The following is a 26,396-nucleotide window of genomic DNA, read 5'->3' as shown; positions in this document are numbered from 1 at the left end:
AGAAGGTTACGACATGTTCTATCTCGATCAACCGCCGCGCGTTATCGAAACGCGCGTGTTTTCCGCAATGCCCGAACATTTTCGCCAGAACGCTGTTGCGTCGGCATGGGCGAATGCCAACAAGGCAGGGCAGAGCGTCGACAGTTTCCTCGAAGGGCCGTCGTTCGACGCGCAAGGGCGCCTGTACGTGGTGGACATTCCGTTCGGCAGGATCTTTCGCATCGGCAAGGAAGGGGGCTGGACGCTGGTCGCCCAATACGACGGCGAGCCGAACGGTCTCAAGTTTCACCCGGACGGCCGTATTCTGATTGCCGACTATCGCAACGGCATCATGCAGCTCGATCAGCAAACCGGGCGCGTGGAGCCGCTGCTGGTGTCGCGCAACGGCGAATCGTTCAAGGGCTGCAACGATCTCGCGATCGCCGCCAACGGCGACATCTATTTCACGGACCAGGGTCAAACGGGCCTGCAAGACCCGACGGGCCGCGTGTACCGCCTGAGCGCCGATGGCCGTCTCGACTGCCTGCTTGCGAACGGGGTGAGCCCGAACGGGCTCGTGCTCGACCCGTCCGGACGCGTGCTGTTCGTCGCGATGACGCGCGATAACGCGGTGTGGCGCGTGCCGCTGCTCGCGAACGGCGGCACCGCGAAAGTGGGGCGCTTCTGTTCGCTCTTTGGCACGAGCGGCCCCGATGGACTCGCGATGGACGAAGCCGGCAACCTGTACGTCGCGCACGCGTCGCTCGGGCAGGTATTCGTGTTTGCGCCCAATGGCGAATGCATTGCGCGCGTGAAGTCGTGCGCGGGCGAAACGGTGACCAATCTGGCTTTCGGCGGAGCGCAGCGGCAGCAGATTTTCATCACCGAATCGAAGAGCGGCAGTGTGCTCGTGGCCGACGTTGGCGTGCCCGGCATTGCGTTGCCGCGCGTCGCCTGAGAACGGCCGTTCGACCTCGCATCGGGATCATGTCAGATACGTTCAACCTGCGCGACTATCCGCTCGCCAATCACACCGCGCCGCGCACCGCAGAGTCGCCGCACATTCCGCGGCGTCTCGCGCGCGTGTTGTCGCTCGCGGACTTCGAAGTCATGGCGCGCCGCCATCTGCCGCGGCCGATCTTCGCCTATGTGAGCGGAGGCTGCGAAACCGACCGCTCGCTGCGCGAGAATCGCAGCGCGTTCGAGGATTACGACTGGGTGCCGCGCGTGCTCGTCGATACGTCGAAGCGCTCGCTGGAAACGACGCTGTTCGATCAAACCTATGCGGCGCCTTTCGGCATCGCGCCCATGGGCATCAGCGCGCTCACGGCGTATCGGGGCGACCTGATCCAGGCGCAAGCGGCAGCGCTTGCGAATGTGCCGATGATCATGAGCGGCTCATCGCTCATCCGCATGGAGGAGATCTGCGCGGCCAATCCACAGGCGTGGTTCCAGATGTACGTGCCTGGCGAGCCCGACAAAATATCGGCGCTGCTCGAACGCGTGGCGAATGCCGGCTTTCGCACGCTGGTTCTGACCGCCGACGTGCCCGTGTCGGGCAACCGGGAGAACAACCTGCGCGCGGGCTTCTCGACGCCGCTGCGGCCCACGCTGCGGCTGGCGTGGGATGGCGCGACGCACCCGCGCTGGCTGCTGGGCACCGCGTTGCGCACGTTGTGGCGGCACGGCATGCCGCACTTCGAAAACTCGCGCACGGCGCGCGGCGCGCCGATTCTTTCGTCGAACGTGCTGCGTGACTTCGGCGCCCGCGATCATCTGAACTGGGAGCATTTGCGGCTGATCCGGCAGCAATGGCCAGGCAAGCTTGTCGTCAAGGGCATCCTGAATCCCGACGATGCCCGCCGCGCCCGCGAGCTTGGGGCCGATGGACTGATCGTGTCGAATCATGGCGGGCGTCAGCTCGACGGATCGATCGCGCCGCTGCGCGCGCTGCCCGCCGTGGTGGCCGCCGTCGACGACGCATGCCCCGTGATGATCGACAGCGGATTCCAGCGCGGCGGCGACGTGCTCATGGCGCTCGCGCTGGGCGCGCGGGCGGTCTTTATCGGCAGGCCGTTCAATTACGCGGGCGCGGTGGCCGGGCAGGCGGGCATACTGCATGCGTTTGCGATCGTCGCCGCCGAGATGATGCGCAACATGGCCCTGCTTGGCGTGTGCCGGCCCGACGAACTGGGCGCGAGCCATATGACTCGACGCGTCGGCTGAAAAATGCGAACCTGAATGCTTGGCGGAACCTGTGCCGTGATGCGGCATAATTTTGCAGGACGTCTCGCGGTTCCTTTAACAGCTCCCGATCGCCACGCCGACCCAATGGAACATATCTACGCAGCCGACGATACAGGTAACCTGATTCTGCTCGAGCACGTCAATCTTCGGGTGCCTGACCAGCTTCTCGCCACCACCTTTTACGTGAGCGGTCTCGGGCTCACGCGCGACCCGTTCATGATGACCGGCGTGAACAATATGTGGATCAATATCGGCCGATCGCAGGTTCATTTGCCGACCGGAGAAGCACAGCGCCTAAGAGGCAGCGTCGGTATCGTCGTCGGTGAGCTGGATGCGCTCGTCACGCGCCTGCAAGCGGTTGCGCCGCTGCTCAGCGACACGCAGTTCGCATGGGCCGAACGCGCTGGCTACGTTGAGGTGACCTGTCCATGGGGGAATCGCTATCACTGCCTCGATCCCCAGCGCCGCCCGGACTCGGCTCCGTGGTCGAAAATCGATTTGGGAATGGCGTTCGTCAAGCTCGATGTGCCGGTCGGCAGCGCTGCCCAGATCGCCGACTTCTATCGGGATGTTTTCCGCACGCCGGTTGCCGTGCAGGACCAGGACGGCGCGCAGTGCGCCGTGATCGGCGTCGGAACGCATCAGCAACTGCTCTATGCGGAAACTTCAGAGCCGATTCCCGAGTACGACGGGCATCACATTGCGGTGTACGCCGCGAGTTTTTCGGAGCCGTACGCGCGTCTGGCCGAACACGGCGTGGTCTATGGTGAAGAGCCCCATCAGTTCCGCTTTGCCAGCATCGTGAATCCTGCATCGCGTGCGCGTTGCTTCGAACTCGAACACGAAGTGCGGAGTTTGCATCACCCGCTTTATGCACGGCCACTGGTCAACCGGAATCCGCAACAGACCAACCGCCACTATCAACAGGGCGCCGATTCGCGCGGCGGCGCGTTTTGAAGCGACGCGTCAAGCGGCGCCGCCTGTAAAGCTGCCTGTTTGCCTGCTCAGTTGCGCGGCACGGTCATCGCGCGCGCTTAGCGCTCACGGCGCAAGCCTGAACGCACCGACTGTCGCGCGCAACCGTGCCGCCTGCTCGTCGAGCGCTGCGGCGGCCGCGGCAGCCTCTTCAACGAGCGCCGCATTTTGCTGGGTGACCTCATCCATCTGCGAAACCGCGCGATTGACTTCCTCGATGCCCGTGCTTTGCTCGACGGAGGCCGATTCAATCTCGCCCATGATGTCGCTCACGCGCGTGATGGAATGCACGATCTCCTTCATTCTTTCGCCCGCAAGCGCGACCTGACCCGTACCTTCGTCCACGCGTCCCACCGAAGCGCCAATGAGCGCCTTGATATCCTTCGCAGCCGACGCACTGCGCTGCGCGAGCGCGCGGACCTCTCCAGCGACGACCGCGAATCCGCGGCCTTCCTCGCCGGCGCGCGCGGCCTCGACGGCCGCATTGAGCGCGAGAATGTTGGTCTGAAATGCAATGCCTTCGATCGTGCCGATGATCTCTTCGATTTTTCTCGATTCTTCGGCAATTCCCCGCATGGTCAGGATGACTTCGTCGACTGCGGAGCCGCCCCGGCCGGTCGCGTCGGACGCGAGTGCGGCGAGCTGGCGTGCCTGCCGTGCGTTGTCGGCATTCTGCTTCACCGTGGCGGTCAATTGCTCCATGCTGGCCGCCGTTTCCTCCAGCGAGGCGGCCTGTTCTTCGGTACGTTGCGAGAGGTCGGTATTGCCGTGCGCGATCTCCGACGCGCCGGTTGCAATCGAGTCGCTCGATTGCTGAATGCCTTGAACCAGTTCTCGCAGCTTGCCGCGCATTTCGCTGAGCGCGTGGAGCAGGCTCGATCTGTCGCCAGCGTGAAGCTCGATGTGTGCTGCGAGATTGCCGGCTGCGATCTGCGCGGCGAATTCGGCAGCGTCGACAGGCTCACCGCCCAGCGCACGGCGAATGCCACGCATCATCGACCAGGCCATGACGCCGACCATCGCGAAGATGAGCGAGGAGACGGCGAGCATGGTCCGCGCAACGCGCCAGAAAGCGGCGTCGATGTCGTCGTAGAAAAACCCCGTGCCGATCCACCATTGCCATGCGGGAATGGCCACGACGCCCTGCAATTTGGGTTCGAGCGGGCTCGTCGGGGTGCGGTGGATCAGCACGTCGACGAGCGCGATATGGTTGACGGCGAGTCCCTGGGCGTACGCCTGAGTATCGGTGAGGTCCCCGGAAGTGGTGCGATTGCCGCCGGACTTCTTGCCAATCAAGTCCGCCACGGGATGGACGAGATTGATGCTGTCTGACGTCGTTACCCAGAAGTAGCTCTTACTGTTCGCATTCAGCTGACCGATGGCGGTTTTCGCCGCGGCTTGTGCATCCGCGCGCGTCATCTTCCCCTGGGACTCCAGCGACTGATAGTAAAGGGCCAGGTGCTCGGCCTTCAGGAGCAGATTCTGGATCTGCTCCTGACGGCCCTCGACGAGCGCCTGTTTCAGTTGTGTCAACGTGATGGCGGCGATGCAAAGCAAACCGATGAGTGCGGTGCCGGCAAGTAAGGCGAGCTTGGTCGAAACTTTCATGTCTGGCGGATAGGCAAGATGGCGATAGGTTGAATTAACCAACTGGTTAACACTATCGGCATGAAGAGCTCGACTTTAATGCTCGCTATCCCTGGGTATACGAGGTGTATGGCATACGATTTGTATACTGAATAGTTAATAACGCCGCTGTGGCGAACGTCAGTCTAAAAGCGGTCGATCATCCCCAGCTGAACGCCTCGCACGGAAGCGCCGGGCCAGGAAGGCGTAAGGCCGGTCACGTTCACGCCTTTCAGGGTGAATTGCGCTTGCCCGCGATTACGAAGCCAACCGGCGCTCGCGTAGAGCAGCACCCGCTTCGAGAGATCGTATTCGCATGCGGCGCTGAACTGGTCGGCATCGTTGTCGCCTCCTGAACGGTCACGCAGCCAGGCATAGCCGAGCGACGCCCGAAAGCGCGCGCTCGCCGCATAGCGCGCGGAGACGGACACGCCATCGTTGTGATATCGCGGCGTACCGCCGTCCCCGTTGAAATACGAAAGGAATCCGGTCAACGGGCCGAACGCATAGGAGACGCCGCCCAGGTTCGCGCGCAGTGCGCCGCTACCGTGGGTTTGCTGGTGCGCGTACGAGAGGCGCAATGAGCCTTCGTGCCACGAAAGCGTTTCGATGTGGCCAGCGAGTCCGTTGCCGTCGCCATCCGTTGCGTCGCGCAGCGAAGCCATGATCGTGGTGGAAAAGCCGTGCACTTCGGGCGAAAGATACGTGAGCGCATTGCTTTCGTAGGGCGTGATCTTCGAGAGATTGTTCAGGCCCGAGGCGATCGTGCCAGCACCGAATGCATCGAGCTGACCCTTGAACGGGATATAGATCGGCGAATATTGGCGGCCCATGCGCAGCGTGCCGTAGGGCGTGCCGACCCCGATCCACGCTTGACGGTTGAACAGGGTGTTCGCAACGGCGAGGGTGCCGTCAGCGGAGCTGAAACCGTTTTCAAGGTCGAACAGAATCTTGACGCCGTCGCCAATATCCTCCGCGCCGCGCACGCCGAAGCGCGAGCCGCGATACGCACCGGAATCCATGCGGGCGACGTAGCCCGCGCCAGGGTTCGTGACTTCGATGCTCGTGTCGATCGAGCCATAAAGCGTCACGGTGCTTTGTGCGTGGACGGGGGCGGCGTGAGCCACGAGCGCGGTCGCAGCGACGCCAAAGCGCAACGCGCAGGGTACGAGAAAAGAATGACGCATGGGTCAAGCAGAAAAGGGAGGGCGCGGCACACCGGCGATCGGCATGCCGACCCTCCCGAATACGGTCTGGTTCGACGCTTACTTCTGATCAGGCAATGCGTAAGCAATCACGTAGTCGCCGCGATCCGGCGACTGGCGCGCGCCGCCCGCCGAAATGACGATGTACTGCTTGCCGTCGACGGTGTAGCTCATCGGCGTCCCCTGGCTACCGACCGGCAGACGCGCCTTCCACACTTCCTTGCCCGTCGAGCTATCGAAGGCGCGCAGGTAGTAGTCCTGGGTCGCCGCGAAGAATACGAGGCCGCCACCCGTCGTGAGCGAGCCGCCAATGGTCGGCATGCCGATGGGCGAGGGCATCTGCATCTGCACACCGTAGAGGCGCGTGTCCTTCACCGTGCCGAGCGGCACTTGCCATGCAATGCTGCGCGTCTTCAGGTCGACGGCAGTGAGGCTGCCGAACGGCGGCTTCTGGCACGGAATGCCGAGCGGCGAGAAGAAGCGGTCCTTGAGCACCGAGTACGGCGTGCCGCCAAGCGGCACCGCGCCCATGCCGGCGTTCACGGCTTCGTTGCCGTCCGAGGCGCCGCTGCGGTTCTTTGCCTTCTCGAGATGGACCCAGAGACCGAGGCGCATGTCGTTCACATAGATCATGTCCGCGTTCGGGTCATACGAGAGGCCGCCCCAGTTCATGCCGCCGAGCGAGCCCGGGAAGCTGAGCGAGCGGTCGGTGTCCGGCGCGGTGAAGAGACCGTCGTAGCGCATGCCGCGGAAGATCACGCGGCACATGAGCTGGTCGATCGGCGTGACGCCCCACATGTCCGAGTCCTTGAGCACTTCGGCGCCGATCTGCGGCATGCCCACGGAGAGCGGCTGCGTCTTCGCGTAGGGCTCGTTGGGAATCGTGGCGGGCTTGACCGGATGCTCGATGACCTTCGTGAGCGGCTTGCCGGTGAGGCGGTCGAGCACGAACAGCTGGCCCATCTTGGTGCCGACGATGAGGGCCGGCACGCGCTTGCCGTCCTGCATCGGGAAGTCGATGAGCGTGGGCTGCATCGGCACGTCGTAGTCCCAGAGATCGTGGTGAACGGTCTGGAAGTGCCACTTTTCGGCGCCTGTGGTGGCGTCGAGCGCGAGAATCGACGCGCCGTACTTCTCGTCGAGCGCGGTGCGCTTCACGCCCCACAGGTCGATCGCCGCGTTGCCCACCGGCATGTAGACGGTGTTCGACGTCGCGTCATAGGTCATCGGCGCCCACACGTTCGGCGTCGAGCGCGTGAAGATCTTGCCCTGCGCCGGCTCGGCGTGGTCGTCCGGATTGCCCGGATCGAACGCCCACTTCATCTTGCCGGTCATTACGTCGAAGCCGCGGATCACGCCGCCCGGCATGTCGAGCGAAACGTTGTCGGCCACCCGGCCGCCCGTGACCACGGTCGTGCCCGCGACGGTCGGCGCGGACGTGAGCTGGTACAGCGGACTCTTCGCTTTGCCGAGCCCCGCCTTGAGGTCGATGATGCCGTGATCGCCGAAATCGTCGCAGAGCTTGCCGGTGTCGGCGTCGAGTGCGACGAGTTTCGCGTCGATCGTGTTCATGAAGATGCGACGGCGGCAGGCGGCCGCATCGGTTCCATCGGCCGGGGCGGCAATCGGCGACACCGGCGTCGATCCGGTGACGGTGGGTTGCACGAGCGGCCGGGTCGCGTCGAAGTAGGCGAGGCCGCGGCAGCGCACCCAAACCGTGGTTTTGGTCGGGAATTCATGACGCCACTTTTGCGTGCCGGTGGCGGCGTCCACGGCGATCACGGTGTTGTGCGGCGAGCACAGGAACAGCGTCTTGCCGACCTGCAGCGGGGTTTCCTGGTCTTCCGAGCCGCCGCCGTCGGGGCTCATCGGCGTGTCGCCGGTGTGGAAGGTCCACGCAACCTGAAGGTTCTTCACGTTGTCGCGGTTGATCTGTGCATTGCCCGCGAAGCGGTCGCCGCCGGCCGAGTGGCCGTAGGCGGTCCAGTCTTCGGTGCCGGTGTTGCCGGCCGCGGGCGTGGGCGTTTCGGCGCCGAATTTGCCGTGCGGGACGAACATGCCGTAGCCGAAGGCGACGTTGCAGGCGAGCAGCACGGCGGCAAGGCCCCAGGCCGCGCCGCGCGCCGGCGTCTTGCCTTCGCCCCGGCGCAGCGCGGGCCACACTGGCGCGAGCAGCATGCCGATCATCGAGAACATGAAGATGCGTGTGTTCAGCGGCCAGAAGTCGAAGCCGGCTTCCCACACGGCCCATAGCGCCGTGGCGATCAGCAGGACGAGGTAGATGACGAACGCACTGGAGCGGCGTCGTGCGAGCTGCACGCCGGTTGCGCAGAGCGCGAGACCCGCCAGGAGGTAGTACCAGCTGCCGCCGCGCGCGATGAGCATGCCGCCGCCGATGGTGAAGTAAAGCCCCAGGAGCAGGCCGGCCAGACCTGCCAGGGTAAAGCCGATCCGGGCCGGAGCGGGGATCGGTTCAGTGTTCGCTTGCGTGGACATACGAGTGTAAGTCGCCTAAATTAACTAAGTGGTACATTTTATGATTAAATTGGCGAGTTCGCCCGAGAAGTTGCATCGGGGGGGAGATCGGCACGCTCGTGCTTGCCGGTCCAGACAACTCGATTGCTTCGTATCACTAAGTTATGGCGGGCAAGGAGGAGGCGGGAGGCTGGCTCTCGGTGCAAACCCGGCAAGTGGGCGTTTATCGCACGCGCGCGTGCGATAAACGCGCGCCACGGCTGTTCGAAATATTGCTGTCCGACCGGCGTCAGCCTATCCTTGGGCGACTCGGGCTGCTTGTGTTCAGTGCTCCTTCGGCGCAAATAGCCTGATGTCTGTACATGGAAAAAGGTGTCACGATGAGTTCGACCTTGAAGCAGCCCTGCATCATTTCCGTCGCCATTACGGGTTCCGTACCGCGCAAGAAGGACAACCCGGCCGTGCCGATTTCGGTGCCAGAGCAGATCGAAAGTACGCACGAGGCCTATGAGGCGGGGGCGACACTCGTGCACCTGCATGTGCGTGACGAAGAGGAGCGCTCCAGTTCCGATCGCAGCCGTTTCGCCGCGCTTCAGGAGGGCATCCGCAAGCACTGCCCGGACATCGTCATCCAGTTTTCGACGGGCGGACGCGGGCGCTCGTTCGAGCAGCGCGGTGCGATGCTCGATTTGCGGCCTGATATGGCATCGCTGGCCACCGGCTCGGTGAATTTTCCGACCATCGTCTACGAAAACCCGCCGGATTTCGTGCGCTCGCTAGCGCAGACGATGCTCGACCTCGACGTGAAGCCCGAAATCGAAATCTTCGATCTGGCGATGCTTTACAGCACCGTGGATCTGGTTCAGCAAGGTCTTCTGAAGGAGCCCGTGCACGTGCAGTTCGTGTTTGGCGTGAAGAACGCATTGCCAGCCCGGCGCGAAATCCTTGAATTCGAAGTTGCTCAACTGAACAAGCTGCTGCCGACGGCAACGTGGACTGCCGCGGGTATTGGTCGCCATCAGCTGGAGGTGAACCGCTGGACGCTCGAAATGGGCGGCCACTGCCGCACGGGTCTCGAGGACAACGTGCGCTGGGATAAGGACACGCTCGCGAAAAGCAATGCTCAGTTGGTTGAGCGAGTGGCTGCGCTGTGCGGCGAATTTGGGCGGCCGGTTGCTACGGCGAAACAGGCTCGCGAGATTCTGGCGCTTCGGCCTGTGGGTGATCAGGCGAGTTCGTGATGTTTGCGAGCATTGCAGGACTTTGATCCGCCGGGGCCCGCCCAGCGATCAGGGCGTCTCGCATCCCATGGTGGTTGTCAGCGCGCGCAAACGGAAAATGCCGCCTGGAATGGCGGCATCCTGTTTGCGAGCCTTCGCGTTCGGGTGGCCGTGTTGCAGAACGACCCCTGTGGCGACGCTTATTCGTGCCCCTGCCGCATGAACGGCGCACCGATAGCCGCGACGAGCAGCAGCACCGCGATGACGACGAGTCCGTAGCGCGTGCTGCCCGTGGTCTGTTCGATCACGCCCATGACCGATGGCCCGACAAAGCCGCCCACGAGTCCGCACGTGTTGATGATCGCGAGCCCGCCTGCGAGCGCCGCGCCTTTGAGCCGCGACGACGGGAATACGAACACGATCGACTGCACCACGAAGAACATCAGCGCGGTGAGCGAGAAGCCGACGAGGCCAAGGACCGGCCCGCTCGACGCAGCGAGCAGCATGCCAGCGGCCATGACGACGAGACCGGCGACAAGCAGCAGCCGTCCGCGGCGCGCCGTGCTTGCGTATTGGGGCAACCATGCCGCACCCACTGCTGCAACGACCCACGGCAGCGAATTGAGCGAGCCGATCTGCAGCGGGGTGAGCTTGCCATACGTTCCGATGATGCCGGGCAGAAAGAAGATCACCGTATAAATGGCGATCTGGTGGCAGAAGTAAATGAAGATCGCGAGCCACACCTGGCCATCGCGCAGCGCACCAAGGAACGTGTGCTCGCCGGTGGCTGCATGGCTCCCGGTTTCGGCGCCGAGGCGCTGTCGCACCTCCTGCGCCTGCGCTGGGGTGAGCCACGCCGCGGATTCCGGGCCGTCAGGCAGCTTCTTCCAGATCACGAATGCGAGCAGGATTGCGGGCACGCCTTCAATCAGGAACATCCACTGCCAGCCCTTGAAGCCCAGGATCCCGTCCATTTCCAGCAGTGCGCCGCCCAGCGGCCCGCCCACGATATTGGCGAGACACACGCCAAGCAGAAAGTAGCCAATGGCCCGTGCGCGGTCTTCCTGACCAAACCAGTAGGTCAGGTACAGCATCACGCCAGGAAAGAGGCCCGCTTCCGCCGCACCCAGCAGCACACGCATGACGTAGAACGAGACTGGCCCCTGCACGAAGGCCATCGCGGCCGAAAGCACGCCCCACGTCACCATGATGCGCGCGATCCAGAAGCGCGCGCCCACGCGATGCATGATGAGGTTGCTCGGCACCTCCAGCAGGGCATAGGACAGAAAGAAAAGACCGGCGCCCAGCCCATACGCGGCCGCCGAGATGTGCAGATCGACGGCAATGTGCGCCTTGGCAAGCGCAATATTGGTTCGGTCAACGAAGCTGATGACGTAGGCCAGCACGAGCAGCGGCATCAGCTTGCGAAACAGCAATGCGGTCAGTGTGCGATCGGCCGGGCGCGACAGCGAGGCGCCGCAGGCGTGAGCGGTAGGCATGATCGGAAGTCTCCAAGGCACGCCGGCGGCTTGTGCCGGCGTGGCGACCCGGGTGGTCGGTTGAAAGGGGCGGTCGGGACAGGCCGCTCAGTAGATTCAGAACGCCGTGTCCCTCGCGCCCTTCAGTTCCAGTATGTCGCGCGCTTCGGCAGGCGTTGCCACATCGATGTTAAGGGCGTCGAGCACGGCGCGGATGCGCAAGACCTGTTCCGCGCTCGACGCGGCGAGCTGGCCTGGCCCGATCCAGAGCGAATCCTCGAGACCCACGCGCACGTTCGAGCCCATGGCGGCGCCAATGGTCGCGAGCGGAATCTGGTTGCGTCCCGCACCGAGGACCGACCAGCGAAAGCGCTCGCCAAACAGGCGTTGCGCTGTCCGGTGCATGTGCATCAGGTCCTCGGGGTCCGCGCCAATGCCGCCGAGAATGCCGAACACCGTCTGCACGAACACGGGGCCCGTCACGAGACCCCGGTCGACGAAGTGCTTGAGATTGTAAAGATGGCTGATGTCGTAGCACTCGAATTCGAAGCGGGTGCCGTTCGCCGCACCGATACGCAGGATGTTCTCGATGTCCTGATAGGTGTTCTTGAAGATGAGGTTGCGGCTGTTTTCCAGATGCTCGCGCTCCCAGTCGTGCTCGAAATCCTTGAATCGCTCCAGCATCGGAAAGAGGCCGAAGTTCATCGAACCCATGTTGAGCGACGCCAGCTCTGGCTTGAAGGTGGTGGCCGGACGCATGCGTTCCTCGACAGTCATATGCGGACTGCCGCCCGTGGTGATATTGATCACCGCGTCGGTGGCCGCGCTGATCTTCGAGAGGAACGGGCGAAACAGTTCGGGGTCCTGAGAGGGCCGCCCATCGCGCGGGTCGCGCGCGTGGAGGTGCAGAACTGCAGCACCGGCGCGAGCGGCGTCGATGGCGGCCGTGGCGATCTCGTCGGCGGTAACGGGCAGATGCGGCGACATGCTCGGCGTATGGATCGCGCCGGTGGGCGCGCAGGTGATGATGGCTTTGGCTCGCTTGGCCATGGGGTCTCCTTGCTCTTCCTGATAGGGGTGGGGCGGCTGTGCGCCCGGTTCGATGTGAGCGCGACGACCTAGCTGAGTGCCTGCGTGAGGCCGTCGACGACGAGTTCCTGGCCGTGCACGTTCGCAGCCTGATCGCTGCAGGCAAAGCGCACCATGCAGGCGATGTCGCGCATGGTCACCATGCGGCCCAGTGCGGCCTGCGAGGTGTAGCTGCGCGTCACGTCCTCGAGCGGCTTGCCGAGCGAAGCCGCCTTGGCCGCGATCACGGCGCGGATGCGTGGGCCGTCGACGGCGCCGGGCAACACGGTGTTCACACGAATGCCCTGCGGCCCGAGTTCGAGCGCCAGCGACTTCGTGAAGCCCACCACGGCCCACTTCGAGGCCGAGTAGGCCGAGCGCCCCGGCATGCCCAGATGGCCCGCTGCCGACGAGAGGTTCACGATTGCCGGCGCGCGACCGGTGCGCAAGCGCGGCACCGCGGCCCGCGCGCAGAGAAACTGGCCGGTGATGTTGACGGCGAGCGTGCGTTCCCAGTCGGCAAGCGTCAGCGTTTCGACACCGCCGGTCGGCCCGGCCACGCCCGCGTTGTTGACGAGCACGTCGAGACCGCCGAGCGTTGCGTCAATGCGCTCGAAGAGCGCCGCGACGTCGCCTTCGTTCGAGACGTCCGCCTTGATGGCGAGCACGCCGGGCAACTCGGCCGCGATGCGCTCCAGACTTTGCCCCGCAACGTCGCAGACGGCCACGCGCGCGCCTGCTTCCACGAAGGCTCGCGTGATTTCCAGTCCGATGCCGTCCGCGCCGGCCGTGACGAGCACGCGCTTGCCGACAAGCGATTCATCCTTCCACATGTGTTCTCTCCGTCAATAGATCGTGACCGGATTGAATGTTATAACTGTGATCACAGATCTCATATCGGGCATACCCTATGTGCTATGATCTGCTCATGGCTCTGAACGAACTCGTGACCCCGCTGACGCGCCAAACGCTCAGCCGTGACGTCTACGCGCAACTGCGCGAACTCCTGATTACCGGCCAGATGATGCCGGGCGAGCAGATTTCGCTGCGCAATATCGCAACGGCGCTTGGCGTTAGCGTGATGCCGGTGCGTGAGGCGGTGCACCGGCTGGTAGCCGAGCAGGTGCTCGAGCTCACACCCAACCGGGCGTTGCGCGTATCGACCATGAGCATCAGCCAGTTCGGCGAGATCACGCAGATCCGCGTGAACGTGGAGGGACTCGCAACGGCACAGGCGGCCGCACGGATCGGGAAAGAAGACCTGTCGCGCCTGCAGACGCTGCACGAACGCTTTGCCGAAGAAATGCAAAAGGCGAAGCCCGACGGTGCGAAGGTGATCGCGATGAACCAGGCGTTTCACTTCGCCATCTACGAAGCGGCACGCATGCCCATGCTGCTGCAGATGATCGAGACGCTGTGGCTGCGCATCGGCCCGATTCTCAACTACGACCTGCGCTCAGGTTCGAAGCGCGTGGGCGAGCGCGTTGCCGTCAAGCACCACGACAAACTGCTCGACGCGCTGCGCAAGGGCGACGGCGACGCCGCCTGCGCGGCGTTGCGCGGCGATATCGAAAGCGCGGCGGCTTATATCGTGTCGGCGGGCGTGCTGCTCAGCGCGGATGCCGGCGGGGCGGTCCCGGTTGCGGCATCGAGCGCCAAAGTGGCAAAGCCGCCAAAGCGGGCAAATCCGGCAAAGCCGCTGCGGGCTGCGCGTGCGAAGGCCGAGTCGTCCGACGCCTGAGCGCAAGCCTGAGGGGCCGCCCGAATGTGCTGCCTGCGGGAAGGGTTATTTCCTATTGGATACACTCGCGCTTTTGCTTTATCATCCGCTCGCGTTGTTGCGTGAGCAACGATTTTGCTGAATAGCTGAAAACGCAAAGCATGGCGACGTTAGGCCTTTAAGACTTTGTTTCGCTGAAACAGGCACCGAAGCCTGAACCTGCCATGAATGGCGGTTCAGGCTTTTTTTATTGCGAGAACAATAACTTGACGCTTGAAGACGTTCCGATTGGATTGCTATGGTCGAGCAAAGGCACTTACGAGTGCCTGGGCCGCAGCTCGCTCGCCGGTGCGAGGCATGCTATCGATCGTATCAACCGCTCGGGCCGTTATGGATTCCGTTTGTGCGCGCGCGAATACGATCCGCGAGGCGGGGCCGAAGCCTATCGCGACGGCGCGGCCGCTTTGCTCGAGCAGGGCGTGCGGCATATCTTCGGCGCGTCGACGTCTGCGAGCCGCAAGGACATCATTCCCGACCTCCAGCAGCACGGCGCGCTGCTCTGGTATTCCTGTTCCTACGAGGGTTTCGAGAGCAACGAAAACGTCGTTTATCTGGGCGCCACGCCGAATCAGGCTCTGCTGCCCCTGCTGCGATACGCCCTGCACGCATACGGCAAAACCGCCTTCCTGATCGGCTCGAACTACGTCTGGGGGTGGGAGAGCAACCGCATTACGCGCGAAGTGCTGCAGATATCGGGCGGCGAGGTGCTGGGCGAACGCTATCTGCACCTTGGTTCGACCACGGGTATCGACGAACTCGTCGACGCACTCCTGGCCCGTCCGCCCGCGTTCGTTCTCAACAATCTGGTTGGCGAGTCGTCGTATGCGTTCCTGCAAACGCTCGATGCGGCGAGCCAGCGCCTCGGACTGCGCCTGCCCGTGCTCAGTTACGACCTGACGGAAGCCGAACTGGAGAAGATCGGTCCGCTGGAGGCGCTGTCGCTCCTGACGGCCGGTCCGTTTTTCGAAGAGTCAGCGCCTGAATTCACGCGGCGGCAGTACGCCGGGCACGGGCAAATGCGGCTGTCCCACTTCTACACCGGCGCGCACGTCTCGATCGAACTCTTCGCCGAGGCGCGTGCGGCGTGTGGCAACGACGACCCGGGCCAGTTGCTTGCCTGGCTCTACGAGAGGCCTGTCGCAACCTCAATCGGCGCGATCCAGCTTTGCTCACGCAATAACCACGGTGCGCTGCCTTGCCATATCGCCGAACTCGCGGGCAACCGTTTTCGCATCGTTCACACCGAACCTCATCCGATCGAGGCGGACCCGTATCTGACCCAAACCGACTTGAGAACCTTCGAAAGCTCGTCGGTCGATTCGACCCGCCCGCGTTTAAGAATCGTGAAATGAAGCCGACCATCAACGCACCAGACTTCGGACACCAGCGCGTCGCGCTGGTCGACTGCAGCGAACGCCATCTGGCCAGCCTCGAAAAGAGTCTTCAGCGGCTCGGTATCCGCTGGTTTGCCGTGCACGGCGACACGCCAGCGTCAATCGACGATTGCTTCGCTGCCATCGTCGAACTGGACACATTCAATAGTCCGTCCGTTGCCGAGCGCCTGCGTGCACAGGGCGTGCCGATCTGTGCGTTGACGCGCCAGGAAACGCTTTCGCAGATCCAGCGCGGTGTGGCGCTCGGCGCCACGGCGATGCTGCATCCGCCGATCACGCAGGGCGCGGTCTATACCGCACTCATGATGGCGTTTGCGCTCGGCGAGCGGATTAGCGCACTGCAGGCGCGAAACACCGGACTGCAGAAAAAAATCGAGGGCTATCCGCTCGTCGCGCAGGCCGTTGCATACCTGGTCGGGAAACACAGCCTCACCGAGAAAGAAGGCTACGAACGGCTGCGTTCAAGCGCAATGGCCACGCATCGAAGCATGGTGGAGGTGAGCGAGGAAATTCTCCGTCACGCAGCCGCCGTGCGCCTCGCGTCATCATGAACGACTGAGGGCGAGCGGGAAGGCAACGGAGCCAGAGAGGCCTCGCTAATCAGTAATCCTATATACGTCTAACTTTGCTTGGCTAATAGGCACTATCGCCCGTTGAGAACTGAAAGAGAAAGGAATCGTTGTGCATCGAGTTAGCAGAAACCACCTCATCTATGCAATGGGCCCGGGGAACGCTCCCGCTTTGACCGTAAAGGACGGCGAGCGGGTCGTATTCGAGACCTGTGATTGCTTCGAGGATCAGATCCGGTCCGCCGACACACCGTACACCGGGCTCGACTGGAGTCGCATCAATCCGGCGACGGGCCCGGTCTATGTGGACGGCGCGCAACCGGGGGACGTCCTCGCCGTTCAGATCGAACGAATCGTACTTGGCAAGCAGGCGGTCATGATGACGGCGCCGGGCCTCGGAGTCTGTGGCGATGAGATCACGGCGCCGTCGATCCGCGTGATTCCCGTGGAAGGTGGCTTCGGCACGCTGCCCCAAGGCGTACGCGTGCCGCTCAACCCGATGATCGGTGTAATCGGCACGGCCCCGTCCAATGACTCAGTGTCATGCGGCGTTCCGGACGCGCATGGCGGAAACATGGACTGCAAGATCATCACTGAAGGCACGACCCTTTATCTGCCAGTCAACGTGCCCGGCGCACTATTGGCACTGGGCGATTTGCATGCCGCCATGGGAGACGGCGAAGTCTCCGTTTGCGGCATGGAGATAGCCGGCGAAGTCACCGTCAGCATTTCAGTGCTCAGGGACCGTGTGCTCCCGACACCGATGGCCCAGACGGCGGACACCCTCTATACGATCGCATCCGCTCGTTTGCTGGATGACGCAGCCAATCTGGCTGCGCGCAATATGGTCAGCTTCATTGCAGGTGAGACGGGGCTCTCGACAGATGACGCAGTCAATTTGCTCTCAGTCGCCGGCGATCTGCAAATCTGTCAGGTCGTTGACCCTCAGAAAACATGCCGCTACGCACTGCCCAAATCGATCGCGGAGCAGCTCGGAATCGTCCTCTAGGAAACACTATGTCAATCGAAAGAGAATTCGGATATACGCAGGAGCTCAAGCGCGCACTCACCGTTTGGGATCTGGTCATCTACGGGATGATTTTCATGGTGCCAATCGCGCCATTCGGTGTCTTCGGCTACGTTTATCAGGACGCGCGAGGCATGGTGCCGCTCGCCTATCTGATTGGCATGGTCGCGATGTTCTTCACCGCCATGAGTTACTGGGCGATGTCACGGGCATTCCCGGTTGCTGGCTCGGTTTACGCCTACGCCCAACGTGGCATCCATGAGACGGTTGGCTTCTTTTCGGGCTGGCTGATCCTGCTCGACTATATTCTCGTTCCGGCGCTTCTGTATCTCGTGAGCGCCGAGGCGCTGCGGCCGATCCTCCCGCAAGTGCCGGACTGGCTGTGGCTAGTGGGATTTATCGGCATCAACACGCTGATCAACTTCGTTGGCGTAGAGTTCACCGCGAAGGCGAACCGGTACATCCTCGTGGCCGAAGGCATCATCCTCGCCGTATTTATCGTGCTGGGCCTGATTGCACTCTATTCGGGCGATCATCCCACGGGTCTCACGTTGAAACCGCTCTACGATGCGGACAAGTTCAGTGTGTCAGTGGTGGTCGGAGCCGTTTCGATCGCGGTGCTTTCGTTTCTGGGATTCGACGGCATTTCGACGTTGTCCGAGGAAAGCAGGGACGGGGTTGACAGCGTAGGTAAGGCATCGCTCTGGGCCCTGCTGGTGGTGGGCTCGCTATTTGTCCTGCAGACGTGGGTTGCGGTCGATCTTGCGCGTGGAACGACGTTCTCCAGTACCGATGGGGCGTTCTATGACACGGCGGCGATTGCAGGGGGCCCCGCGCTGCGCTACGCGACCATTTGGGCCACGGCGCTTTCGTGGGGAATCGCCAACGCGCTTGTCGCGCAGGCGGCCATTTCGCGGATCTTGTTCGCGATGGGTCGTGATCGCAAGCTGCCACACGTGCTCTCCAAGGTTCATCCCAAGTACCAGACGCCTTACGTGAGCACGATTCTCGTCGCGGTTGTGTCGCTTGTGGTCGGCCTGGCTTTCCTCGGGCGGATCGACGAGCTCAGCAGCATCGTCAACTTTGGCGCGTTGACGGGTTTCTTCGTACTGCATCTGTCGGTCATTAATCACTTCATGATCCGGCAGCGATCAAAGCGATGGATGCTCCATCTGGTGTTGCCGCTTATCGGCCTTTTTATTATCGGCTACGTCCTGTTCCTGATGGATTGGCGAGCAAAGGCGATCGGCCTCGCGTGGCTTGCGGCCGGAGTTGTCTACTATCTTGTCAACACCCGCTTGTTCAGGCGAGGCGTCAGTATGGAGCTGTGACGTGCGCCTGGCGAATTTGCCTGGCTGGGGCGCACCAGGCGGGAAAACCTGGTGCGTCTGAACGCCCGTCACGCGCGCCATGCTTCATTGTTTGATGCGCACTAACGCATCGACAGCCAGTACGCCGTCGCCTTCACGCCTGATCATCACCGGATTGACTTCGGCTTCGACGACACAAACATCGGGAAGGGTGGCCAGTCGAGACATGGCCACCACCGCTCTGGCGAGAGCATCCATGTCGCCGCGTGGTTTGCCTCGATAGCCCTCGAGCGCGCGCAGTCCCTTGACTTCGGCAACCATCGCCCGTGCTTCGTCGAAATCGACAGGCGCCAGCCGCAACGCTCGATCGCGGTAAAGCTCGGTATAGACGCCGCCGGCCGCGAGCATGACGACCGGGCCCACCTGCGCGTCGAGCCGATAGCCGATCAGCGCCTCGCCGAGGCCTTGGGTCATCGGTTGCACGAGGACGCGCTCCACCGCGACATCGGGTACATGCTTTCCCACGTTCTCGACAATGCGAGCAATTGCTGCACGCAACTGGGCGCCGTCGCTGATACCGAGTTCGACACCGCCAACATCCGTCTTGTGAGGCAGCCGCTCAGAGAGAACTTTGACCGCGAGCGGGTAGGCAAGACCTTCGGGCAACGCCGCGGCCTCGCTGACTGAGATAGCTGATGCCGGTGCATGCGCAACACCCACTCGAGCGAGCTGCTCGTACGCCACGAGCTCGTCGAGCAGTAAGGCATCCTCATGTTTCGCAGTGCTTTTCTCTGCCGCTTTTTGCTGCGCGAAGGGCTTCGGCGCGCGTCTCGATGCCGCGGCGGCGATGGCATCGGCGCAAGCCTCAGGGGTCCGAAAACACGGCACGCCCGCTTCAGTCAGTCGCAGCAGCGCCTCCGGCGCTTCTGGCACGACAAACGCGGCCAGCGGGAGCAACGCCGGGTCAGCCGTCCCGCTATCGATAATCGGGCGAACCACGAGTTCTGGTGCGAAGCGAGCGGAAGACCCTGCGACGGCAATGACGAGATCGAATTCCGGTGCCGTACGAAGCACGCGGAGCGCGGCGCTCATGACGTCATAACGGGTGCCCGCAAGTGTCAGGTCGACGATGCGCCCGCTGGACACGTCCACGCTCGCACTCGCGAGCCGCGCGAAGGTTTCTTCACGGGGCTGCACGACATCGATGCCGCGAACACCCAGTTGATCGACCACCATGGCCGCGCCGCCGCCGGTCGTGGTCACCACCGCGACACGCGGCACGCGCGCAGCTTCGCGGGAGCGGGGCAACGGCATTTGCCGGAGCAGGGGGAGACTTTCGAGAAATGCTTCGAGCGTGTCGACGCGAGCGATGCCGCAATCCTTGAGGAACGCGTCGGCAACATCGTCTTCGCCGGCCAGCGCGCCGGTGTGCGAGACAGCAAGCTCTGCTGCCGCCGCGGAGCGCCCCAGTTTATAGGCCACGACGGGCTTCCCGCGCTCGGCCGCCGCCAGGGCGAAGGCGCGCAGTTTGTCCGCATGACGCAGCGTTTCGAGAAAGAGCATGTAGCCGGTGATGGCGGGGTCGTCGAGCGTTGCGGCGCAGATTTCGCCAACGCTCAGGTCGACTTCGTTGCCAACGGAAACCAGACCCGCAAAGCCAACGCCTTTGGCCTTGCCGCGCGAGAGCAGGCCGCCGATCATGCTGCCGCTGTGTGAGGCCACAAACACGCCGCCAACAGGAAGATCCGGCTCGGCAAAGGCGGCATTGGCCGTCAATGCGAGCTTTGTGCGCACGTTCACCATACCGAGACCGCTCGGCCCGAGAACACGAATGCCCGTGCGCGCGACGATGTCACGCACGCGCTGTTCGCGTGCTGCGCCGTCCGGGCCCGTCTCAGAGAAACCCGCGGCGAGTATGGTGGCCACGGGAATGCCGAAGTTCGCGCATGCCTCGAGCGCGTCGATTGCGGCTTCCGTTGCCGTGAGGATGAACGCGTGCTCCGGAATTTCGGGCAGATCCGATACACGATGCCAGGCGCGTTCCCCCTGCACAACGTCGCGGTTCGGGTTGATCGGGTAAATGCGCCCTTCGTAGCCCGCCTGCCGGATAAAGCGCAGCGGTCTGCCAGCCGTCTTTGCCGGGTCGTCCGATGCCCCGATCAGCGCGACGCTTTCGGGCGCCAGCACACAGCGTGCGAGGGATATGTCACGTACGGCAGTGCGGGGAGTCGGCTCCATCGTCTCATTCATGCTCATGGTGTCCCTTCACTTGCGCGGGTCGAAACGGCGTTCGAACACGCCTTCGGCGATACGGTTCTTGAGTACTTCGATCGATCCACCGGCAATCATCCAGCCGCGCGTTCGTCGCACGCAGTATTCCACCAGCGACTCCTGACTGTAGCCCATGCCACCCATCACTTGAAGCGCCTCGTTCGAGACTTCCCAGCCGGCCAGGTTGCATGCGAGCTTGGCAAGCGCCGTGTCGTTGGGCGAAGGCAGCGTGCCGCGCGCAACGTTTGCCGCCTTGTAGAGCAGCAATTGAGCGGATTCCAGCTTGAGCGCCATATCGGCGAATTTCCACTGAATGCCCTGAAACTCGCACAAGGGGTGGCCAAACTGCTCCCGCATGGCAGCATGCTCGCGCGCGAGATTGAACGCGTGACGGCCCAGGGCCAGAGCCCGTGACGCATTGCCTACGCGCTCGACATTAAAGCCGGAGATCTGCTTCTTGAAGCCGCCTGGCCCGAGCAGGACGTTCTCGGCCGGAATGCGGCATTCCTCCATGTACAACTGCGACCACGGTTCGCCGCTCATGAAGCAGGACGGATTGCCGACCGTGAATCCAGGTGTGCCTTTTTCGATCAGAACCGAGCCGATGTTGCCCGTTCCCGGCCCGAAGCGGCAGTAAATCAGGAAGAGGTCGGCTTCGGGGCTGTGTGTCGAGAAGATCTTCGTGCCGTTGATGACGTACTCGTCGCCTTCTTCGCGCGCGGAGGTGCACAGTTCGGTGACGGCCGAACCCGCGCCGGGCTCGGTCATGCCGAGCGCGATGACCTTGCGTCCGCTGAGCAGATCCTTCAGGTAGCGGCGCTTCTGTTCCGCGCTCGCATACTCGACGAAAGTGCGAATCGGACCGAAGTTGCCGGCCTGCACGACGTCCGCGCTCTTGGGGCAGACCAGTGCGATTTCCTGGATCGCGATGACGGCGTCCATCAACGTTCCGCCCTGGCCGCCGTCCTCCTCGTCCATCGTAATGCCGAGCAGGCCCTGTTCGGACAGTAGCCGCGCTACGTCGAACGCGTAGCCGGGTTCGTGGGCCCGCCGCAGCGCGCCTTGCGCAAGCGTGTCTTTCGCGAACCGGCGCACGGCGTCTGCAAAGGCGGTTTGCTCCTCAGTGAACTGGAAGTCCATGGTTCTCCTCTTCGTCTCCAGGTACGTGTTCATCGTGAGGTCATTATTCCCGCCGCGAGATTGACACACTACTTCGCATACGGTACGTTGATGTGAGTTTTTGGAACACCAATTCCCGGATAGTCAGCTATGTCCCGCACGGTTCCTCCGCTCAATCCGCTACACGTATTCGATGCCGTTGCGCGTCTTGGCAGCCTCACGAAGGCCTCGGCCGAGCTGTGCGTCACGCACTCGGCGGTGAGCCGGCAGCTCAGCACGCTCGAGCAATATCTCGGCGTCACGTTGTTCGAGCGCGAGCCTCGCGGCGTGAGGCTCACGAAGGCGGGCGCGACTTATCACAAGGCGGTGGGGCCGGCGTTCGCCGCCATTGCGGCGGCAACGGAAAGCATCGTGGGGAGTGCGGAGGGCGAGGCGCTGCGGCTCAATGTCTACACCACGTTCGCAGCGAAGTGGCTCATGCATCGCCTGCAACGCTTCGAGCAGCGCTATCCCAACATTCCCGTCGAGATCAGCACGACCGTTGCTCCGATGAACTTCAACGAAGTCGAGGCCGATGCGGCGATCCAGTTCGGCGACGGCAACTGGCCTGGCATCCAGAGCGAGCATTTGTTCGACGATGTCATCGAGCCTGTTTGCAGCCCGGCGTTGTTGCGTGACGGGCCGCCGCTGAAGACGTTTTCGGACCTCGCGAAACACCGGCTGCTTCAGTCGCGCTATCGGCGTCAAGACTGGTTCGACTGGCTGCGCGCCGTGGGGCGCAGCGATCTCGAAGCGCTCGTGAAGCAGCAGCGCGGCGGATTTCAGAACTCTCTGCTCGCCTATCAGGCGGCGATCGAGGGTCTCGGCGTGGTGATCGGGCAAACGCGTCTGCTCGCCAACGATATCGCCTCGGGCGCGCTGGTATGTCCGTTCAACCGCCCGGTAAAGCGAAAGCTGGGTTATTACCTTCTGGTTGCCGAAGGCCGCAGGCCGTCGCGCAAGATCGCAGCATTTCGCTCGTGGCTCATGGACGAAATCTCTGCCATGCCAAAGATCGAAGGCATGGCAGAGTGATGGGGGGTCTACGCTTGCAACGCAACGAGCCTGGCAAGCGCGAGATCGGTGACACGATGTTCGTCGATGCGCCAGAGCTGATCGAGTAGCGCTCGCGCAGCGGCTGTGCCGATCACGGGCGTTGCCAGTTCGGTGAACTTGGCGTCGAGTTCGGCGTCCGTGAGCGGAGCTTCGGGATCGCCTCGGCGATAAGGAGCAAAAGTCTCGACCGTGCGGCCATCGTCGAGCGTCACGGCCACACGCGCTGCGCGCTGTTTCGGGAATGCGGCTGTTAGCGCCGGATCGGCGACCAGTTCGACTTTTTCCATCAATGCGCGCAGCGGTGCCTCGGCAAGCCGTGCGGGCTCGAACGCGCTGAGCCGCACCGAGCCGTATATCGCCGCGTGGCTCATGACGTAGGGCAGGCTGAAACGCGCCTCAAAGGCCGTTCGCGGATCGCGAATGCCGGCCACCTCGAGCGCCGCACCGTACGTGCGCACGGTGATATTGCGGATCGCGCCGGCCGTGAAGCCGTGCTCGTGCTTCAGTTCGAGCAGCGCGTCGATGGCGGCGAATGTATGTCCGCAGCAACCGTGATTTTTCTGCGTAATGTGCTCGATGTTGAATCGCACGCCCAGGCCGTCGGTTACGCCGTCCCAGCTCGGCGAGTCGCACAATGCGGCTCCGAAGCCCGCTGCGCCTTCGAGGATGTCGGTCACGCCGGTCAGTCCGGCGGCCGCTCCCTGTGCCGCGCGTACGCCCACAGCGGCAGCGTGGCCGGCGTGCAGGGCTTTGGTCATGGCGTCGGAGCGGAATGCCTGCTGGAGGCCCGACGCGAAGGTCGCCGCCGTCGCCATTGCATGACGCGCCGTGTCGCTGGAACCGGGCGCGGCAAGAAGCGCACCCGCTGCGGCGGCGCCGAAACATCCCACCGTTCCTGTCGTATGGAAGAAGCGGTAATGAGCGGGTTGTACCGCGGCGCCTATGCGCGTTGAAACTTCGTAGCCCGCAACAATCGCCTTGAGCAACTGGTCGCCACTTGCGTTTCTGTCTTCGGCTAGCGCGAGTGCTGCGGCCACTGTTGGACAGCCCGGATGATAGACGGCGTCCCGGAAGATATCGTCGAATTCCACGGCGTGCGAGGTACTGCCATTGATCCAGGCGGCAGTTGCCGGGAACGTGCGTGCCCCGGCGCCCGGCAAGCTCGAACGCGCAAAGCCGAATTCCTCGCTGTGCGCGCGCCGCAGCTGCAGGGCGGGGGCCGTGAGCGTGCCTGGCAGGAGCGCCGCGAACCAGTCGATCAGTGCGCGCTTTACCGCATGACGGGTGGACGCTGGCAAATCGACTTCCGCTTGTGTGGCGACGTAGTCTGCGAAGGTGTCGAGAATCATGTCTGGAATCCGGTATCGATGGAACTGGGTGTGCGCTGCCTCGCGCGAACGCGGTCGAGGAAGGCAGTCAGGTTGTCGTTGAACCACGGCGCCGCTTCGAATTGCAGCCAATGAGCGGCGTGGCAAATCGACGAGGTGTTGCATTCCGATATTGACTGCACATAGCGAGCCCGCTGGTCAAGCGCATGGCGCTGGTGGGGATCTTGTGAGCCGAGTGCCTGCCACATAGGCGCGCGCACGCGCTCGAAAAGGGCGCGCGTGGGATGAGTCCGTGCAATGGCGCGCGTTTGCACGCGCGTCGCCCGCACATGGTCGGCGGTGAGTCTGCAAAGGTCCTCTGTAACGAGGCGGGAGTCGCATAGCATGATTTGCTCGAGTGAAATGCGCACGCCTTGCTCGAGGCCATGCGATTTCGCGACCCGCGCCGCTTCATGTTGAATGTCGGAGAGCCGTGCTGAAACCGGGCCCATTCCGGCTGGATTGACCACGGCAAGCGAGCGCACGCGATGCGGCATTTGCACCGCCATCTGTCCGCCAATACATGCGCCGAACGAAAACGCCGCGACGTCAATCGTGCCGATACCAAGCCTGTCGAGCAGGGCAAACAGCTCGCTGGCGGCCACTTGCAACGAGAAGTTGCGCACAGGGCCGGTGCTGCGGCCAAAGCCCGGCAGATCAGGCGCGATGACGCGCGAGTGGGCGCAGAGGGCTTCAATATTCTTCAGCCAGTGGTACCAGCCGCCGTGGCCGCCGTGGATCAACAGAAGCGGGGCCCCGCTACCCAGATCGATGTGGCTCAGCGCGCACTCGTCAGCTTGCGTGGTGATCGCGGCGCGCGAAAGGCGCGTATGCAATGCGTCGATCATGGTGTCAGCGTTCCGAATCTAACGCGATGCCACGCGTCTCCTTCATCCGCACATAGGTGAAGAGGCTGATTGCCGAGCCAATGCAGACATAGATCAGGAACAGGTATTCCTGCTGGCGGCCCTGCAGCCACGTCATCAAATAGGGCGTCGTGCCGCCGAGAATCGCGACGACCAGGTTGAACGGGAGCCCGATACCGAGTGAGCGGATCTCGGCGCCGAAAAGCTCTGCCATGAGCGCTGGCGCAATCGCGGTATAGAGGCCGTACACCACGATGCCGAACATCTCGACCAGAGCGATCGACCAGAACGAACTGCCCACGGAGAGCACGACAGGGTAGACGAACAGCGTATAGAGCGCCGCCATCACGATGAGTTGCGGACGACGCCCGAAGCGGTCCGAGAGCCAGCCGAAGAGCGGTTGAACCGCGGTGAACGCGATCAGGCTCAACGTGCTCGCCGCGTAGGCGGTCGCCGGTTCCGCGCCCGAGCGGTGAATCGCGTAGACCGGCACGTAGACAATGAACAGATAGAAGGCGAACGCGCCGAGAATGCTGGTGCCGATGAGCGTCCACGTTGGCTTCGCGTATTGCGTGAACAGAACGCGGATCGAGCCTTTGCGTTCCTTGGCGCGCGTGGCGGTGCGCCGGAACGCTTCGGTTTCTTCGACGCGCGTACGCAGCCAGTACCCGAACAGGCCGCCAAACGCACCGATCAGGAACGGGATGCGCCATCCAAAATGCAGCATCTGCTCGTGGGTGAGCGCGCGGTTCAGCACCCAGGCGATCGCCGAGGCGGCGATCAAGCCGATGCCCGTGCCGAAGAACAGGAAGCTGCCGTGAAATCCGCGGCGGTTCGGCGGCGCTGTCTCGGCAAGGAACGAACAGGCTGCGGCGAACTCGCCGCCGACGGAGAGCCCCTGCAATAGCCGGGCAATCGTTGCAATTACCGGGGCGGCGAGACCGATCGCCGCGTAGGGCGGCAATACCGCGAGCAGGAGCGAACCCAGCGCCATCAAGGTGACGGAAATGGCGAGCGCAGTCCGGCGGCCATGGCGATCGGCGACGGCGCCTAGCAGCCAGCCCCCCGCAGGCCGCATCACGAAGCCGATTGCGTAGACGCCGAACGCGGCGAGCAGCGCGGAGCGCTGATCCGTCGACGGGAACAACTGGGGACCGAAGAAAATGGCGAAGTTCGCGTAAATCGAGAAGTCGAACCATTCGATGGCGTGCCCGATACAGCCGGCCATCCGGGTGCGAATGACCGGTGTGGCGCTGCGATATCGTTGTGCGGCCGTATTGGACGGTATATCTGACACTGCTGTCTCCTTGTTGAACCTTACGGGT

General features: G+C 63.2%; 21 protein-coding genes. 10 read left to right on the top strand and 11 right to left on the bottom strand.

All coding sequences use genetic code 11. From position 1 onward, the window contains the following. Positions 1 to 13 precede the first annotated feature (13 nt). From U5A58_RS15775 to U5A58_RS15765, 3 genes are read left to right on the top strand one after another with little or no spacing between them, the layout of a single operon-like run. Entirely contained in the window at positions 14 to 937 is a 924-nt protein-coding gene (locus U5A58_RS15775) for an SMP-30/gluconolactonase/LRE family protein (RefSeq protein WP_321962102.1), read from the top strand. A 29-nt stretch (positions 938 to 966) separates the two neighbouring features. Next, complete coding sequence (locus U5A58_RS15770; protein ID WP_321962101.1) at positions 967 to 2,205, top strand: alpha-hydroxy acid oxidase; 1,239 nt, start codon at positions 967 to 969, stop codon at positions 2,203 to 2,205. A 15-nt stretch (positions 2,206 to 2,220) separates the two neighbouring features. After that, positions 2,221 to 3,183, top strand: coding sequence for a glyoxalase/bleomycin resistance/dioxygenase family protein (locus tag U5A58_RS15765; protein WP_321962100.1), 963 nt, complete (start codon positions 2,221 to 2,223; stop codon positions 3,181 to 3,183). 84 nt (positions 3,184 to 3,267) lie between these two features. Here the strand turns inward: U5A58_RS15765 and U5A58_RS15760 are convergent, their stop codons facing one another. From U5A58_RS15760 to U5A58_RS15750, 3 genes are all read right to left on the bottom strand, one after another. Next, positions 3,268 to 4,809 (bottom strand): methyl-accepting chemotaxis protein, encoded by a 1,542-nt coding sequence (locus U5A58_RS15760; RefSeq protein WP_321962099.1) that lies wholly within the window; start codon positions 4,807 to 4,809, stop codon positions 3,268 to 3,270. 164 nt (positions 4,810 to 4,973) lie between these two features. Continuing rightward, positions 4,974 to 6,014: a porin gene (locus U5A58_RS15755; RefSeq protein ID WP_321962098.1), complete on the bottom strand. Its 1,041-nt coding sequence runs from the start codon at positions 6,012 to 6,014 to the stop codon at positions 4,974 to 4,976. 78 nt (positions 6,015 to 6,092) lie between these two features. After that, positions 6,093 to 8,528: a membrane-bound PQQ-dependent dehydrogenase, glucose/quinate/shikimate family gene (locus tag U5A58_RS15750; RefSeq protein WP_321962097.1), complete on the bottom strand. Its 2,436-nt coding sequence runs from the start codon at positions 8,526 to 8,528 to the stop codon at positions 6,093 to 6,095. Between the two features lie 359 nt (positions 8,529 to 8,887). Here U5A58_RS15750 and U5A58_RS15745 point away from each other — a divergent pair, with 359 nt between their 5' ends. Then, positions 8,888 to 9,748, top strand: coding sequence for a 3-keto-5-aminohexanoate cleavage protein (locus U5A58_RS15745; RefSeq protein WP_321914516.1), 861 nt, complete (start codon positions 8,888 to 8,890; stop codon positions 9,746 to 9,748). A gap of 179 nt (positions 9,749 to 9,927) precedes the next feature. On the opposite strand, the gene U5A58_RS15740 is transcribed toward U5A58_RS15745, so the two are convergent. The 3 genes from U5A58_RS15740 to U5A58_RS15730 all read right to left on the bottom strand — a co-directional run bounded on the left by U5A58_RS15740 (position 9,928) and on the right by U5A58_RS15730 (position 13,106). Continuing rightward, positions 9,928 to 11,226: an MFS transporter gene (locus U5A58_RS15740; RefSeq protein WP_321962096.1), complete on the bottom strand. Its 1,299-nt coding sequence runs from the start codon at positions 11,224 to 11,226 to the stop codon at positions 9,928 to 9,930. A gap of 96 nt (positions 11,227 to 11,322) precedes the next feature. Then, positions 11,323 to 12,255 carry a 3-keto-5-aminohexanoate cleavage protein gene (locus U5A58_RS15735; protein ID WP_321962095.1) on the bottom strand — a complete coding sequence of 311 codons (933 nt, stop codon included), beginning with the start codon at positions 12,253 to 12,255 and terminating at the stop codon, positions 11,323 to 11,325. A gap of 68 nt (positions 12,256 to 12,323) precedes the next feature. Further along, entirely contained in the window at positions 12,324 to 13,106 is a 783-nt protein-coding gene (locus U5A58_RS15730) for an SDR family oxidoreductase (RefSeq protein ID WP_321962094.1), read from the bottom strand. Positions 13,107 to 13,201: 95 nt separating this feature from the next. Here U5A58_RS15730 and U5A58_RS15725 point away from each other — a divergent pair, with 95 nt between their 5' ends. The 5 genes from U5A58_RS15725 (at position 13,202) to U5A58_RS15705 (ending at position 18,374) form a co-directional block, all read left to right on the top strand. Beyond that, entirely contained in the window at positions 13,202 to 14,014 is an 813-nt protein-coding gene (locus tag U5A58_RS15725) for a GntR family transcriptional regulator (RefSeq protein WP_321962093.1), read from the top strand. 245 nt (positions 14,015 to 14,259) lie between these two features. Further along, the gene (locus U5A58_RS15720; RefSeq protein ID WP_321962092.1) at positions 14,260 to 15,405 is read left to right on the top strand and encodes a transporter substrate-binding protein; all 1,146 of its coding nucleotides are present in this window, start codon (positions 14,260 to 14,262) and stop codon (positions 15,403 to 15,405) included. Next, the gene (locus tag U5A58_RS15715) at positions 15,402 to 15,998 is read left to right on the top strand and encodes an ANTAR domain-containing response regulator (protein WP_321962091.1); all 597 of its coding nucleotides are present in this window, start codon (positions 15,402 to 15,404) and stop codon (positions 15,996 to 15,998) included. Before U5A58_RS15720 ends, U5A58_RS15715 begins: the two co-directional genes overlap by 4 nt. A 190-nt stretch (positions 15,999 to 16,188) precedes the next feature. Next, positions 16,189 to 17,025 (top strand): acetamidase/formamidase family protein, encoded by an 837-nt coding sequence (locus U5A58_RS15710; RefSeq protein ID WP_321962090.1) that lies wholly within the window; start codon positions 16,189 to 16,191, stop codon positions 17,023 to 17,025. Positions 17,026 to 17,033: 8 nt separating this feature from the next. Further along, on the top strand, positions 17,034 to 18,374 hold the full coding sequence (locus U5A58_RS15705; RefSeq protein ID WP_321962089.1) for an APC family permease: 1,341 nt from the start codon (positions 17,034 to 17,036) through the stop codon (positions 18,372 to 18,374). Positions 18,375 to 18,458: 84 nt separating this feature from the next. On the opposite strand, the gene U5A58_RS15700 is transcribed toward U5A58_RS15705, so the two are convergent. Next, complete coding sequence (locus U5A58_RS15700) at positions 18,459 to 20,591, bottom strand: acetate--CoA ligase family protein (protein WP_321962157.1); 2,133 nt, start codon at positions 20,589 to 20,591, stop codon at positions 18,459 to 18,461. A 27-nt stretch (positions 20,592 to 20,618) separates the two neighbouring features. Further along, complete coding sequence (locus U5A58_RS15695; RefSeq protein ID WP_321962088.1) at positions 20,619 to 21,764, bottom strand: acyl-CoA dehydrogenase family protein; 1,146 nt, start codon at positions 21,762 to 21,764, stop codon at positions 20,619 to 20,621. Positions 21,765 to 21,893: 129 nt separating this feature from the next. Between U5A58_RS15695 and gcvA the strand changes: the two genes are divergently transcribed. Continuing rightward, on the top strand, positions 21,894 to 22,817 hold the full coding sequence (gcvA, locus tag U5A58_RS15690) for a transcriptional regulator GcvA (protein ID WP_321914526.1): 924 nt from the start codon (positions 21,894 to 21,896) through the stop codon (positions 22,815 to 22,817). 8 nt (positions 22,818 to 22,825) lie between these two features. On the opposite strand, the gene U5A58_RS15685 is transcribed toward gcvA, so the two are convergent. From U5A58_RS15685 to U5A58_RS15675, 3 genes are read right to left on the bottom strand one after another with little or no spacing between them, the layout of a single operon-like run. Then, the gene (locus tag U5A58_RS15685) at positions 22,826 to 24,187 is read right to left on the bottom strand and encodes an MmgE/PrpD family protein (protein ID WP_321962087.1); all 1,362 of its coding nucleotides are present in this window, start codon (positions 24,185 to 24,187) and stop codon (positions 22,826 to 22,828) included. Then, positions 24,184 to 25,053, bottom strand: a complete 870-nt coding sequence (locus U5A58_RS15680; RefSeq protein ID WP_321962086.1) for an alpha/beta fold hydrolase — start codon at positions 25,051 to 25,053, stop codon at positions 24,184 to 24,186. The genes U5A58_RS15685 and U5A58_RS15680 overlap by 4 nt, the downstream gene beginning before the upstream one ends. Positions 25,054 to 25,057: 4 nt before the next feature. Beyond that, on the bottom strand, positions 25,058 to 26,368 hold the full coding sequence (locus U5A58_RS15675) for an MFS transporter (RefSeq protein WP_321962085.1): 1,311 nt from the start codon (positions 26,366 to 26,368) through the stop codon (positions 25,058 to 25,060). Positions 26,369 to 26,396 lie beyond the last annotated feature (28 nt).

This window comes from Paraburkholderia sp. J7, assembly GCF_905220155.1.
Lineage (GTDB): Bacteria > Pseudomonadota > Gammaproteobacteria > Burkholderiales > Burkholderiaceae > Paraburkholderia.
This window is presented reverse-complemented; position numbering and strand designations above follow the sequence as displayed.